The organism is Streptomyces virginiae (assembly GCF_040638905.1).
GTDB lineage: Bacteria > Actinomycetota > Actinomycetes > Streptomycetales > Streptomycetaceae > Streptomyces > Streptomyces virginiae_B.
Window position 1 is genome coordinate 15,911 of the sequence record NZ_JBEZYV010000007.1, and the last position, 13,679, is coordinate 29,589.

14 protein-coding genes are annotated in these 13,679 nt (G+C 71.2%); 9 read left to right on the forward strand and 5 right to left on the reverse strand.

All coding sequences use genetic code 11. The annotated features are described in order from the left end of the window. Positions 1 to 117: 117 nt before the first annotated feature. Positions 118 to 1,176: a family 2 encapsulin nanocompartment cargo protein polyprenyl transferase gene (locus AB0F82_RS12265; protein WP_436842083.1), complete on the reverse strand. Its 1,059-nt coding sequence runs from the start codon at positions 1,174 to 1,176 to the stop codon at positions 118 to 120. Further along, positions 1,167 to 2,573 (reverse strand): family 2B encapsulin nanocompartment shell protein, encoded by a 1,407-nt coding sequence (locus AB0F82_RS12270; protein WP_362626170.1) that lies wholly within the window; start codon positions 2,571 to 2,573, stop codon positions 1,167 to 1,169. Before AB0F82_RS12270 ends, AB0F82_RS12265 begins: the two co-directional genes overlap by 10 nt. A 236-nt stretch (positions 2,574 to 2,809) precedes the next feature. On the opposite strand from AB0F82_RS12270, the gene AB0F82_RS12275 reads away from it, so the two are divergent. From AB0F82_RS12275 to AB0F82_RS12290, 4 genes are all read left to right on the forward strand, one after another. Beyond that, on the forward strand, positions 2,810 to 3,265 hold the full coding sequence (locus AB0F82_RS12275; protein WP_362626173.1) for an Rrf2 family transcriptional regulator: 456 nt from the start codon (positions 2,810 to 2,812) through the stop codon (positions 3,263 to 3,265). A 162-nt stretch (positions 3,266 to 3,427) separates the two neighbouring features. Continuing rightward, on the forward strand, positions 3,428 to 4,624 hold the full coding sequence (locus tag AB0F82_RS12280; protein WP_362626176.1) for a globin domain-containing protein: 1,197 nt from the start codon (positions 3,428 to 3,430) through the stop codon (positions 4,622 to 4,624). A gap of 128 nt (positions 4,625 to 4,752) precedes the next feature. Beyond that, entirely contained in the window at positions 4,753 to 5,343 is a 591-nt protein-coding gene (locus AB0F82_RS12285) for an N-acetylmuramoyl-L-alanine amidase (RefSeq protein ID WP_356815184.1), read from the forward strand. Between the two features lie 37 nt (positions 5,344 to 5,380). After that, on the forward strand, positions 5,381 to 6,274 hold the full coding sequence (locus AB0F82_RS12290; RefSeq protein ID WP_356815185.1) for a 1-aminocyclopropane-1-carboxylate deaminase/D-cysteine desulfhydrase: 894 nt from the start codon (positions 5,381 to 5,383) through the stop codon (positions 6,272 to 6,274). A 37-nt stretch (positions 6,275 to 6,311) separates the two neighbouring features. Here AB0F82_RS12290 and AB0F82_RS12295 read toward each other — a convergent pair whose 3' ends face one another. Beyond that, complete coding sequence (locus AB0F82_RS12295) at positions 6,312 to 7,892, reverse strand: Na+/H+ antiporter (protein ID WP_362626180.1); 1,581 nt, start codon at positions 7,890 to 7,892, stop codon at positions 6,312 to 6,314. 55 nt (positions 7,893 to 7,947) lie between these two features. Between AB0F82_RS12295 and AB0F82_RS12300 the strand changes: the two genes are divergently transcribed. The 3 genes from AB0F82_RS12300 to AB0F82_RS12310 all read left to right on the forward strand — a co-directional run bounded on the left by AB0F82_RS12300 (position 7,948) and on the right by AB0F82_RS12310 (position 9,849). Continuing rightward, complete coding sequence (locus AB0F82_RS12300; RefSeq protein ID WP_356815187.1) at positions 7,948 to 8,208, forward strand: UBP-type zinc finger domain-containing protein; 261 nt, start codon at positions 7,948 to 7,950, stop codon at positions 8,206 to 8,208. A gap of 205 nt (positions 8,209 to 8,413) precedes the next feature. Beyond that, positions 8,414 to 8,827, forward strand: coding sequence for an anti-sigma regulatory factor (locus AB0F82_RS12305; RefSeq protein WP_030012703.1), 414 nt, complete (start codon positions 8,414 to 8,416; stop codon positions 8,825 to 8,827). A gap of 17 nt (positions 8,828 to 8,844) precedes the next feature. Beyond that, positions 8,845 to 9,849 (forward strand): RNA polymerase sigma factor SigF, encoded by a 1,005-nt coding sequence (locus AB0F82_RS12310; RefSeq protein WP_356815188.1) that lies wholly within the window; start codon positions 8,845 to 8,847, stop codon positions 9,847 to 9,849. A 24-nt stretch (positions 9,850 to 9,873) separates the two neighbouring features. On the opposite strand, the gene AB0F82_RS12315 is transcribed toward AB0F82_RS12310, so the two are convergent. After that, complete coding sequence (locus AB0F82_RS12315) at positions 9,874 to 10,320, reverse strand: hypothetical protein (protein ID WP_356815189.1); 447 nt, start codon at positions 10,318 to 10,320, stop codon at positions 9,874 to 9,876. Between the two features lie 84 nt (positions 10,321 to 10,404). On the opposite strand from AB0F82_RS12315, the gene AB0F82_RS12320 reads away from it, so the two are divergent. Further along, a complete protein-coding gene (locus tag AB0F82_RS12320) occupies positions 10,405 to 11,370 on the forward strand; it encodes a diacylglycerol/lipid kinase family protein (protein ID WP_362626607.1) in 966 nt (321 codons plus the stop codon). Positions 11,371 to 11,694: 324 nt separating this feature from the next. After that, positions 11,695 to 11,952: a WhiB family transcriptional regulator gene (locus tag AB0F82_RS12325; RefSeq protein WP_003953983.1), complete on the forward strand. Its 258-nt coding sequence runs from the start codon at positions 11,695 to 11,697 to the stop codon at positions 11,950 to 11,952. A 171-nt stretch (positions 11,953 to 12,123) separates the two neighbouring features. Here AB0F82_RS12325 and AB0F82_RS12330 read toward each other — a convergent pair whose 3' ends face one another. Beyond that, positions 12,124 to 13,593: a sensor histidine kinase gene (locus AB0F82_RS12330; RefSeq protein ID WP_356815194.1), complete on the reverse strand. Its 1,470-nt coding sequence runs from the start codon at positions 13,591 to 13,593 to the stop codon at positions 12,124 to 12,126. Between the last annotated feature and the right edge of the window lie 86 nt (positions 13,594 to 13,679).

The window sequence follows — 13,679 nt, forward strand, 5'->3', positions numbered from 1 at the left end:
CAACAACCGTCAGCGATCCTAGAGTTGGCGCACCGACGCGGTAAGGCCCGTTCCGGCACCGTGCGGTACCGGAACGGGCCTCCCCCCGCAGCGCCAGGGCGCCATGGCGCCGGGCACTCACCTCGTACGGCGCGTCACGAACTCCGCCAGCGCCAGCAGCCCGCCCGCCGCCCCGAGGTCCGGAACGGCCCGGGACAGCTGCTGGACCGCCCGGCCCATCCGGTCCGCGGCGTGGGCCTGCGCCCAGTCGCGGCCGCCGGCCCGGTCCACCGCGTCGGCCGCCCTGAGCACGTCGTCCCCGGTCATGGGACCCGCGTACAGCTCGGCCAGCTCCTCGCCCGCCCCGGTGCCCGAGGTGAGGGCGGCCACGACCGGCAGGGACTTCTTGCGGGCGATCAGATCGGCTCCGGCGGACTTGCCGGTGTGCCCGGGGTCCCCCCAGATGCCGATCAGGTCGTCGATCAGCTGGAAGGCCAGGCCCGCCTCCCGGCCGAAGGCGTCCATGGCGTCGACCTCGTCCGGTCCTGCCCCCGCGTACAGCGCGCCCAGCGCGCACGCGCAGCCCAGCAGCGCCCCCGTCTTGGCCGTGGCCATGGTCAGACACTCGTCGAGCGACACGGCCGGACGCTGCTCGAAGGCGCAGTCGGCCTGCTGGCCCGCACACAGCTCGATGGTGCAGGTCGAGAGCCGGGACGAGGCCGCCGCGGCGGCGGGGTGCGGGTCTTCCGCGAGCAGTCGCAGCGCGAGCGCCATCATGGCGTCGCCCGTGATGATCGCGTCCGGTGTCCCGAACACGGTCCACGCGGTGGCCCGGCCGCGCCGGCGGACGTCCTGGTCGATGACGTCGTCGTGGAGCAGCGTGAAGTTGTGCGCCAGCTCCACGGCGACGGCTGCCCGCACGGCGTGGTCGACGGGGCCGCCGCCCGGCCCCTGCAGGGCCCGGGCGGCGGCCAGCACCAGGGCCGGCCGGACGGCCTTGCCGTTGCCGCCCCCGGCCGGGGTGCCGTCCGCGTGCTCCCAGCCGAAGTGGTACATCGCCACGCGCCGCATCCCACCCGGCAGGCTCTCGACGGTGCGGCGCAGTTCGGGGTTGACCGTTTCTCTCGTACGTTCCAGCAGGGCCGCGGCCTCCTGGCCCTCACCGGTCGCGATCACGTTCACCTCGCTCAGCGCCAGCGGCCGATCTCGACGTTCTCCAGCACGCCGATCGCGTCCGGCACCAGCACCGCGGCGGAGAAGTACGCGGTGACCAGGTACGAGATGATCGCCTGCTCGCTGATCCCCATGAAACGGACCGACAGGCTCGGCTCGATCTCGTCCGGGATGCCCGGCTGGTGCAGACCGATCACGCCCTGTTCGTTCTCGCCGGTGCGCATGCACAGGATGGAGGTGGTGCGGGCGTCGCTGATCGGGATCTTGTTGCTCGGGAAGATCGGCACCCCGCGCCAGGTGGTCACCCGGGTCCCGTCGACGTCCACGCTTCCCGGGTGGATCCCGCGCTTGTTGCACTCGCGGCCGAAGGCGGCGATGGCCTTGGGGTGCGCCAGGAAGAGCTTGGAGCCGCGCCGCATGCTGAGCAGCTGGTCCATGTCGTCCGGGCCGGGGCCGCCGTCGTGCGGCTGGATGCGCTGGTCGTAGTCGGCGTTGTGGAGCAGGCCGAAGTCGCGGTTGTTGAGCATTTCGTGCTCCTGGCGCTCGCGCAGCGCCTCGACCGTGAGCCGCAGCTGCTGCTCGGTCTGGTTCATGGGCTGGTTGTAGAGGTCGGCGACGCGCGTGTGCACCCGCAGGACCGTCTGGGCGATGGAGAGCTCGTACTCGCGCGGGCGGGCCTCGTAGTCCACGAAGGTGCCGGGGAGCACGGCCTCGCCCTGGTGGCCGGCCGAGAGGTCGATCTCCGCCTCGCCGTATTTGTTGGTGCGCTGGGCGGGCATGGAGCGTACGCGGTCCAGGTGCTCGCGCAGCGAGGGGACCCGGTCGGCCAGCAGCTGGAAGTCCTGGCGGGACAGGGCGAGCGCGGTGCCGGGGGTGGCGGCGCGGGCGGTGTACTCCCAAATCGATTCTTCATCGACGAGCGCGTCCTCGCCGAAGTAGGCGCCGTCGGCGACGGTCCGCAGGACGGCGTCGTCCCCGTAGGGGCCGGGGCCGATCTGGTCGATGCGGCCGTGCGCGAGCAGGAAGACCTCGTCCGAGGGGCTGCCGAAGGAGGTCAGCTCCTGGCCGGCCTCGAAGTCGATCTGCCGGCAGCGCTGGGCGAGTTCGCCGAGGACGTCGAGGTCCTCGTAGTCGCGCAGCAGCGGGAGTTCGCCGAGCTCGGCGGGGATCACCTGCACCTGGGTGCCGGTCTTGACGAACTCCACGATGCCGTTGCCGACCGAGTAGCTCAGCCGCCGGTTCACCCGGTAGGTGCCGCCCTGCACCGACACCCACGGCAGCATCTTCAGCAGCCACCGGGAAGTGATCTCCTGCATCTGCGGCGCGGACTTGGTCGTGGTTGCCAAGTTCCGTGCGGCGGCCGTCCCCAGACTGCGCTGCGGTGTCTGGGCCTCGGACTCGGAACCTGCCTGGACCGACATGTCTATCCCTTTCGATCACTCCATGGATCTGCGGGAGCAGCCTTTCAGCACGCCACGTGATGGGACCATTACACAAAAGGGTGGGACTACTCCCTCCGGGGACGGGGCACTCTCTCGGATCGAACTCCCCGCCCACGTGCCGCGTGAGGCCCGCGGCACCCGTTGTTTTCGGCCAAGCCGTGATCGCGGCCGGGCCTTAATTTGTACGTGGGATGCGAATTTTCTACGGTGATCCCATGCGGTTGACGCGATTCACCGACCTGGCGCTGCGCACCCTGATGCGCCTGGCCGTCGAGGAGACGGACCTGCCGACCACGCGCGACGTGGCGGCGACGATGGAGGTCCCGTACACCCACACGGCCAAAGTGGTCGCCAGGCTGCAGCATCTCGGCCTGGTCGAGGCGCGGCGCGGCCGCGGCGGAGGGCTCACCCTGACCGGCGCCGGACGGGCCGCCTCGGTGGGTGCGGTGGTACGCGAACTGGAGGGCGCCGGCGACGTCGTGGACTGCGACGGCACCACACCCTGCCCGCTGCGCGGGGCGTGCGTGCTGCGCGGCGCGCTGCGCCGGGCCCAGGAGGCGTTCTTCGCCGCACTGGACCCGCTGACGGTGAACGACCTGGTGGCGGCCCCGACCGGCCCGCTCCTCCTGGGCATTTCGAGCCGGGCGCCCACGAGGGACGAAGGTCCCTGACCGTCCGGGCCCAATGGCCGGTTACCACTACCCCTCGGGCCCCATAGCCTCACCCCGACGGTAGTTCGAACAGAAGTCCGCACCATGGCGGGCCTCTGCGATCAAAAATGCGCATCTAATATGCCAATTAATGGACCGGTTCCACCACGCGAGGAGTTCCACATGCTGTCCGAGCAGTCGACCGAGACCGTCCGAGCCACCCTGCCCGCCGTCGGAGCGGCCATCGGCGACATAACGGAGCTCGTCTACGCGAAGCTCTTCGCGGCCCACCCTGAGCTGCTCCGCGACCTCTTCAACCGGGGCAACCAGAACGCGGGCCTGCAGAAACGGGCGCTCGCCGGTTCCATCGCCGCCTTCGCGACCCACCTCGTCGAGCACCCGGAGACCCGCCCCGACGTGATGCTCGGCCGTATCGCGCATAAGCACGCCAGCCTCGGCGTCACCCGCGAGCAGTACACGGTCGTCCACCGGCACCTCTTCGCCGCGATCGCCGAAATCCTCGGCGAGGCCGTCACGCCCGAGGTCGCCCAGGCCTGGGACGAGGTCTACTGGCTGATGGCGAACGCCCTCGCGGCCATCGAGGAGCGCCTCTACGCCGGACACCGGATCGCCGCCGGCGACGTATGGCGCGAGTGGACCGTGACCGGCCGGTCGGAGGAGACGGCCGACTGCGCCACCTTCCGCATCGCCCCCGCGGACGGCGCCCCCGCACCCGCGCACCTGCCCGGCCAGTACGTCTCCGTCCAGGTCGAACTCCCCGACGGAGCCCGCCAGATCCGCCAGTACAGCCTCTCCTCCTCACCCGGCTCCCCGGTCCGCGCGATCACCGTGAAGCGGGTCCACGGCCCGGCCGCCGGGGGCCCCGACGGTGAGGTCTCCAACCACCTGCACGCCCGCGTCCGGCCCGGCGACACCCTGCGGGTCTCCGCCCCGTACGGGGACCTGGTCCTGGAGGACTCCGGGGCCCCGGTCCTGCTCGCCTCGGCGGGCATCGGCTGCACGCCGATGCTCTCGATGCTGGAGCACCTGGCCGAGACCGGGCACGCCGCCCCGGTGACGGTGCTGCACGCCGACCGCTCCCCCGCCGACCACCCGCTGCGGGCCGACCACCGGGCCCTCACCCACAAGCTGGCCGACGCCTCGGCCCGCTTCTGGTACGAGGAGGATGCGGAGCCGGGCGACGGCACGGGCCTCATGGACCTGACCGACGTCCGCGTGGCCCCGGGCACCAGGGCCTACCTGTGCGGGCCGGTGCCCTTCATGCGGTCCGTGCGCGAGCAGCTGATCGCCAAGGGCGTGCCGGCGAGCGACATCCACTACGAGGTGTTCGGCCCCGACCTGTGGCTCGCTTCCGCTTGAGCCCTGTCCGGATCGGCTCGCTCACCGTACGAAAACACTAGCCGCGGAAGGCCCGCCTCCACTAAACCGTAGCGTGATGGGTCGGACACACAGGGTGTCCGACCCGCACCGCAACGAAGGAGGCGGCCATGGCCGCACCCATGTCCGCGGACCGGTTCATCAACGCACTGAGGAACGAAGGCGTGACCGTCGTCGAGGTCGGCGCCTGGCGCACCCACAACCGCAACCACAAGGGGCCCTGGGGCCCGATGCACGGGGTGATGATCCACCACACCGTCACGCGCGGCACCGCCCACAGCGTCGAGCTCTGCCGCGACGGCCACAGCGCCCTCCCGGGACCGCTCTGCCACGGCGTGATCGCGAAGGACGGCCGCGTCCACCTGGTCGGCTACGGCCGCGCCAACCACGCGGGCCTCGGCGACCCCGACGTACTGGCGGCGGTGATCGCGGAGCGGCGGCTCCCGCCGGACAACGAGGCGACCACGGACGGCAACCGCCACTTCTACGGCTTCGAGTGCGTGAACCTCGGCGACGGCGAGGACCCCTGGCCCGCGGCCCAGATCGACGCCATCGCCCGTGCTGCGGCAGCCCTGTGCCGGGTCCACCGCTGGACGGCCCGCTCGGTCATCGGCCACCGCGAATGGCAGCCGGGCAAGGTCGACCCCCGCGGCTTCACGATGCACTCCCTCCGCGACCGCATCGCGGAACGCCTGAAGTGACCGCTCCCACCAGGCCCTGTCCGGGGACAATGGCCTGGTGGACCACCCCGAACTGCAGTCGCGGCCGCCGTCCCCGCTCGTCGAGGCGGTGGACGAGCGGTTCGCCGGGCACGGCGTGCGGCTGCTGCTGAAGCGGGACGACCTCGTCCATCCCGAGCTGCCCGGCAACAAGTGGCGCAAGCTCGCGCCGAACCTGCGGGCGGCCCTGGATGCGGGGCACGAAAGGCTCGTCACCTTCGGCGGGGCGTACTCGAACCACCTGCGGGCCACCGCGGCCGCGGGGCGGCTGCTGGGTCTGGGGACGGTCGGCATCGTGCGGGGCGACGAGCTGGCCGGCCGGCCCCTGAACGACTCCCTCGCCCGGTGCGCGGCCGACGGCATGCGGCTGCACTTCGCCTCCCGGTCCCGGTACCGGGCCAAGGCCGATCCGCAGGCACTCGCCGCGCTGCTGGACGAGGCGGGCGCGGGCGGGGCGTACGTCGTCCCCGAGGGCGGCAGCAACGCCCTCGCCCTGGCGGGCTGCGCGGAGCTGGGACGTGAGCTCCACGGCGTCACCGACGTGGCGGCGGTGGCCTGCGGCACCGGCGGCACCCTTGCGGGCCTGGCCGCGGGACTCGCCCCCGGGCAGCGGGCGCTGGGCGTCCCCGTTCTGGCCGGCGGCTTCCTGTCGGCGGAGATACGTTCCCTCCAGACGGAGGCGTACGGCGGCCAGGTCGGCGACTGGTCCCTGGCGGAGGACTTCCACCACGGCGGCTACGCCCGCGTCCCTGCGGCCCTGGAGTCCTTCGCCGCCGACTTCGCCTCCCGCCACGGCTTCCCGGTGGAACGGATCTACGTGGCCAAACTCCTCTGGGCCCTGACCGCCCTCACCGAGACCGGCGCCTTCCCGCCCGGCACGACCGTCACCGCGATCATCACCGGTCGCCCGTAGGGGCGGTGCCGGCCCGCACCGCCGAGCCCCCGGCGGGCTACGTCGACTCCCGGTACGCCGCCGCCTCCTCCAGGTCCAGCCTGCGCAGCAGCACCCGCAGCATCTCGTCGTCGATCCGCCGGCCGTCCCGCAGCGCGACGAAGACCTCCCGCTCCGCCTCGATCATCTCCCCCGCGAGCCGACGGTAGATGTCGTCCGCGGACTCCCCCGTCAGCGGATTGACCTCGCCCAGCCGTTCCCACACCGCGTTGCGCCGCCGCTCCAGCACCGTCCGCAGCCGGTCCGCCAGCGGCGGCGGCAGCGTGGCGTTCTCCGGCTCCTCCAGCAGTTCCGCCAGCCGTTCCTCCGCCGCCCGCGAGGCCTCGCTCTGCGCCTGCGCCTCCGCCAGCGTCTCGGCCTGCACGTCCTTCGGCGGCAGCCTCAGCACCCTGATCAGCGGCGGCAGTGTCAGGCCCTGCACCACCAGCGTCCCGATGACCGTCGTGAAGGTCAGGAAGAGGATCAGGTTCCGGTGCGGCACCGAGATCGGCACGGAGAAGGCGATCGCCAGCGAGACGACCCCCCGCATCCCGGCCCACCCCACGATCACCGGGGACTTCCAGTCGGTCTCCGGCTCGCGCGTCCGGATCCGGGGCGACATCCAGCGCGGTACGAACGTCGCCGGGAACACCCACACGAAGCGGGCCACCACCACCACGAGGAACACTGCGACCGCGTACCAGGCCGCGGCGGAGCCCTCGTACTCCCCCAGCCCCTTGAGGACCACCGGCAGCTGGAGGCCGATCAGCGCGAAGACGAGCGACTCCAGGACGAAGGCGACCATCTTCCACACCGCCTCCTCCTGGAGCCGGGTGGCGAAGTCGACCTGCCAGTTGCGGTGCCCGAGGTACAGCGCGACGACGACCACGGCCAGCACGCCGGACGCGTGCACCCGCTCGGCCGCCGCGTACGCCACGAAGGGGATCAGCAGCGAGAGGGTGTTCTGCAGCAGGGGCTCGCGCATCCGCTTGCGCAGCTGGTGGATCGGCACCATCAGCAGCAGGCCGACGCCGATCCCCCCCACCGAGGCCAGCAGGAACTCCGCGATGCCGCCCGCCCAGCCGGCGCTGACCCCGACCGCCGCCGCCAGCGCCACCTTGTACGCGGTGATCGCGGTGGCGTCGTTGACCAGGGACTCACCCTGCAGGATGGTCGTCAGCCGGTTCGGCAGCCGCAGCTTGCGGGCGATCGCCGTCGCGGCGACCGCGTCGGGCGGCGCGATCACCGCACCCAGCACCAGCGCCACCGGCAGGGACAGCCCGGGCACCACCAGGTACGCCGCGTACCCGACGGCGACGGTCGCGAAGAGCACGTAGCCGACCGACAGCATCGCGATCGGCCGGACGTTGGCGCGCAGGTCCAGGTACGAGCTGTCCACGGCGGCCGTGTACAGCAGCGGCGGGAGCAGCAGCGGCAGGACGATGTGCGGGTCGAGGGTGTAGGCGGGCACGCCGGGGATGTACGAGGCCGCCAGCCCGGCGGCGACGAGCAGGAGCGGCGCGGGCACCGGTGTGCGCCGCGCGAGCCCCGCCACGGCCGCGCTGCCCGCGACCAGCGCCACCAGCTGCAATACGTCCATCGAAGATCCGTCCTCCTTCGTCGCGCGCCCGCACCCTGGCCGTACGCTGGCCATCATGAGCGAGTGCACCCACGTTGCCGAACTGCCGCGCCCCGAGCCGGTCCCGTCTGCACAGACCTGCGCCGAATGTCTGGCGCTCGGCAGCCACCCGGTGCAACTGCGCATGTGCCTGGGCTGCGGACACGTGGCGTGCTGCGATTCCTCGCCCTTCCGGCACGCTACGGCGCACCACCACGAGAGCGGTCATCCGGTCATGCGGAGCTTCGAGCCGGGCGAGACCTGGCGATGGTGTTTCGTGGACGGTTCGATCGTGTGAGGCGGGGTAGTTCAACCCTCCGCCGGTTCCCCTGATTTGATCCCCGCAGACCCCTAGCCACTGTGCGTACCCATGGGCTTACCATCAGTCACTGGACGCAGGGCGGGGTGCTCAGAGCGGGTGTCACGAGGGGTGCCGCGACACGATCGCCCGGATCGCGGTAGCGTCACCGGCGAAAAGAGCTCGTACCACCTTGGAGGTGAGGGTGTCCCAGATCGCAGGCGAGCCCGGGACTCAGGACTTCGTGGAAGTCCGGCTGCCCGCTGCGGGTGCCTACCTGTCGGTGCTGCGGACGGCCACGGCCGGCCTCGCGGCACGTTTGGACTTCACCCTCGACGAGATCGAGGACCTCCGCATCGCGGTGGACGAGGCCTGCGCGATCCTGCTCCAGCAGGCCGTGCCGGGCTCCGTCCTCAGCTGCGTCTTCCGGCTGATCGACGATTCGCTGGAGGTGACCGTCTCGGCACCGACCACGGACGGACGCGCGCCGGAGCGTGACACGTTCGCCTGGACGGTCCTGTCGGCACTGGCCGGCAAGGTCGAGGCCACGGTCGAGGAGAACCGGACGGTGAGCATCAGCCTTTACAAACAACGCGGCGCGGGGCCAGGCCCGGCGTGAGCGGCGGGGAGATCCCGGTGCGGGGCGGGGATCGGCCCCGGGTACGGCACGAGGTCGACGGCGGCATCCCGGAGCAGCAGCACGCCCGGCCGCACCCGGCTGACGCGGATGCGGAAGACGGCTTTTTGGACTCGGCGGAGCGACGGGCGGGCCCTATGAGCGAGAACCAGCAGGACCAATCACAGCCGGTACAGCCACCGGAGGCCGCTGCGCCGGCCCCGGTGGCGGGGTTCCCGGTGTCTCCGCCGCCTGCGGCGCTGCCCGATCCGCGCGACCGCAGCAGCGCGCGGGCCCTGTTCGTCGAGCTGCGGGCGCTGCCCGACGGCTCGGTGGAGAAGGCGGAGCTGCGCAACCGGCTGGTTCGGATGCACCTGCCCCTGGTCGAGCACCTGGCGCGGCGCTTCCGCAACCGCGGTGAGCCGCTGGACGACCTGACCCAGGTGGCGACGATCGGCCTGATCAAGTCGGTGGACCGGTTCGACCCTGACCGCGGGGTCGAGTTCTCCACGTACGCCACGCCCACGGTGGTCGGCGAGATCAAGCGCCACTTCCGCGACAAGGGCTGGGCCGTGCGGGTGCCCCGGCGCCTGCAGGAGCTGCGGCTCTCGCTGACGACTGCCACGGCCGAGCTGTCGCAGCAGCACGGCCGCTCCCCGACGGTGCACGAGCTGGCCGAGCGGCTGGGCATCTCCGAGGAGGAGGTGCTGGAGGGGCTGGAATCGGCCAATGCCTACAGCACGCTCTCCCTGGACGTCCCGGACACCGACGACGAGTCGCCGGCGGTCGCGGACACCCTGGGTGCGGAGGACGAGGCCCTGGAGGGCGTCGAGTACCGCGAGTCCCTCAAGCCGCTGCTGGAGGGACTGCCGCCGCGGGAGAAGCGGATCCTGCTGCTTCGGTTCTTCGGCAACATGACGCAGTCGCAGATCGCTCAGGAGGTGGGCATCTCCCAGATGCACGTCTCCCGTCTGCTGGCCCGCACCCTGGCCCAGCTCCGCGAGAAGCTCCTCGTCGAGGAGTGAGCGGACTGCGGGAATGAGCGGGGCTCAGGAGGAGGAAGGCCCTCCGATGCCGAGCGCCTCGGTCGCCGTCGGGTTCACCAGGAGTGCGACGACGGCCACCGCTGCCACCGCGAGGGCCGCGGCGGCGGCGGTCACGGCACCGCCGGTGGTGTAGAGCGTCCAGGCCACCGGAAGCGCCATCAGCTGGGTGATCAGTGCCGGGCCGCGGCTCCAGCGGCGGCCCAGGCGCAGTCCGCGGGCGGCGATCAGCGGCAGCGCGGCGAGGGCGAGCAGGGTGATGCCGCCCGTCTCGGCCTGCTGCGGGGAGTCGGGGTCCCCGGCGATGCCGACGAACAGCATGTACACGCCGAGGCCGGCGAGCGCCAGGCCCTCCAGGGCGGTGAGGGCGGCCGCGGCGGTCAGCCGGCGGGGCAGCGCGGTGGGCGCTTCGACGGTGCGGGCGGGGGCGTTCGCGGGCTGCTTCTTACTCACCCTTGCAGGGTAGCGGCGCCCTCCGGAAGCCGGAGGGGACGGGCAGTAGGGTCGGCTCGCGAAGGGGTGGGTAGTCTGGCGCTCATGCGTGCACTTCTCGTGGCCAACCCAGCAGCGACGACCACCAGTGCGCGCACGCGCGACGTCCTGATCCATGCCCTGGCCAGCGAGATGAAGCTGGAGGCGGTCACGACCGAGTACCGCGGGCACGCCCGGGACCTGGGGCGCAAGGCCGCGCACGAGGGGCTGGACCTGGTGGTCGCCCTGGGCGGCGACGGCACGGTCAACGAGGTGGTGAACGGGCTCCTGCACAACGGGCCCGATCCGGACCGGCTCCCCCGGCTGGCGGTGGTCCCCGGTGGCTCCACGAATGTGTTCGCCCGCGCCCTGGGGCTGCCGAACGACGCGGTCGAGGCGACGGGCGCGCTCCTGGACGCGATGCGCGAGGAGCGTGAGCGGACGGTCGGCCTGGGTCTGGCGGCGGGGACTCCGGGTACGGAGGACGAGTCGGTGCCGGCGCGCTGGTTCACCTTCTGCGCGGGCTTCGGTTTCGACGCGGGTGTCGTGGGGCGGGTGGAGCAGCAGCGCGAGCGCGGCAAGCGCTCGACGCATGCCCTGTATGTACGACAGCTGATGCGCCAGTTCTGGGAGGAGCCCAACCGCCGGCACGGGACGGTGACGCTGGAGCGCCCCGGCGCGGATCCGGTGACGGACCTGGTGCTGTCGATAGTGTGCAACACCTCACCCTGGACGTATCTGGGGAATCGTCCGCTTTACGCCTCTCCGGAGGCGTCGTTCGATACTGCGCTTGACGTATTGGCACTCAACCGTTTGTCAACTCCGGCCGTCGCTCGGTACGCGACACAGCTCCTGACCTCCACTCCTGAGCGGGGTCCGCACGGCAAGCATGCGGTGTCTCTGCACGATCTGACCGACTTCACCTTGCATTCGAAGGTTCCCCTCCCGTTCCAGATGGACGGTGATCACCTCGGACTGCGCACCAGCGTTCGGTTCACAGGCGTACGCCGTGCACTGCGTGTGATTGTGTGAGTGGAAGGGCCCGCAGGCCTTTCACTCGAACGTTTACACGCCGGTCCACCCTCACGATGTAGGGCTGTGACCTAGTAGACACCGACGAATCAAAAAAAACTTTCCGGAAGGGGTTGTATCCCCGTCCGAGGTTTGCGAATCTCTTCATGGCGATCGGGACAGCCCGCAAGACCCGGCACCCACACAGACCGCCAGAACCCCTCCACGAATCTCAGACTGATCACCCGCGTGAAACCGGGCGGTCGCCCTTCCCTCACGGGGGGATTCGTGAAAGCGTTCACATTCACAAGCAAAGTGCCCGCAATACAAGGAGATGGAGCAGCCATGGACTGGCGTCACAACGCCGTTTGCCGCGAGGAAGACCCGGAACTCTTCTTCCCCATCGGCAACACCGGTCCTGCGCTGCTGCAGATCGAGGAAGCCAAGGCCGTCTGCCGCCGTTGCCCCGTCATGGAGCAGTGCCTGCAGTGGGCGCTCGAGTCCGGTCAGGACTCCGGCGTCTGGGGCGGTCTCAGCGAGGACGAGCGCCGCGCCATGAAGCGCCGCGCCGCTCGCAACCGGGCGCGCAACGCCAGCGCCTGACAAACGACTTTCGAGCCTCGACGCGCAGCGCGCAGTAACCGAAAAGCGCTCAGCAACGTGCTCTTGAGCCCCGGACCGAAGCATTCGGTCCGGGGCTCAGTGCTGTGCCGCGACTACGCTGCGTACCCGCGGCCCGCAGGCCACCTTTGACACTGAGTCACCGTACGGCTGCTACTTCTGCGGGCTGGACGGCAGGTCGAGGACGACCTTGGTGCCGCGCGGCTCGGCCCGGACCATGTCGAAGGTGCCGCCGAGCTCGCCCTCCACGAGCGTCCGTACGATCTGCAGTCCGAGGTTGCCGGCCCGCTGGGGGTCGAAGCCCTCGGGCAGGCCGTTGCCGTCGTCGAGCACGGTGATCAGCAGCCGGCCGTCCTTGCGGCCGGTCCCGCTGCGCAGCGCGGCCACTTCCACGGTGCCCCGCTCCCCCTGGGTGAAGGCGTGCTCCAGGGCGTTCTGCAGGATCTCGGTCAGCACCATCGACAGCGGGGTGGCGACCTCGGCGTCGAGGATCCCGAAGCGGCCCGTGCGCCGGCAGTCGACCTTGCCCGGCGAGATCTCCGAGACCATCGCGATGACGCGGTCGGCGATCTCGTCGAACTCGACCCGCTCGTCGAGGTTCTGAGACAGCGTCTCGTGCACGATCGCGATCGAACCGACGCGGCGCACGGCCTCGTTCAGCGCCTCGCGGCCCTGGGCAGAATCCATTCGGCGGGCCTGGAGCCGCAACAGCGCGGCCACGGTCTGGAGGTTGTTCTTCACCCGGTGGTGGATCTCCCGGATGGTCGCGTCCTTGGTGATCAGTTCACGTTCGCGACGCCGCAGTTCGGTGACGTCGCGGCAGAGCACCAGGGAGCCGATCCGGGTGCCCTTCGGCTTCAGCGGGATGGCGCGCAGCTGGATGACGCCGCCGTTCCCCTCGACCTCGGTCTCCCGGGGGGCCCAGCCGCTGGCCAGCTTGACCAGCGCCTCGTCGACCGGGCCGCGGGAGGGCGCGAGTTCGGCGGTGGTCACGCCGAGGTCCTGGCCGACCAGGTCGGAGGCGAGGCCGAGGCGGTGGTAGGCGGAGAGCGCGTTCGGGGAGGCGTAGGTGACCACGCCGTCGGCGTCGAGCCGGATCAGGCCGTCCCCGACGCGAGGGGAGGCGTCCATGTCGACCTGCTGGCCGGGGAAGGGGAAGGAGCCCGCCGCGATCATCTGCGCGAGGTCCGAGGCGGACTGGAGGTAGGTCAGCTCCAGCCGGCTGGGTGTACGCACAGTGAGCAGGTTGGTGTTGCGGGCGATCACTCCCAGTACGCGGCCCTCGCGGCGCACGGGGATCGACTCGACGCGGACCGGCACCTCCTCGCGCCACTCCGGATCGCCCTCGCGCACGATGCGGCCCTCGTCGAGCGCGGCGTCCAGCAGCGGGCGGCGGCCTCGCGGCACCAGGTGGCCGACCATGTCGTCCTGGTACGAGGTGGGGCCGGTGTTGGGGCGCATCTGGGCGACCGAGACGTACCGGCTGCCGTCGAGGGTGGGCACCCACAGCACGAGGTCGGCGAAGGAGAGGTCGGAGAGCAGCTGCCACTCCGAGACCAGCAGGTGGAGCCACTCCAGGTCGGTTTCTCCGAGAGCGGTGTGCTGGCGTACGAGGTCGTTCATGGAGGGCACGTTGCGAGCGTACCCCGGGTACGCACGATGACTTTCCCCGAGACGGTACTCAGGAGTATCCAGGAGGGGCGCGGGCC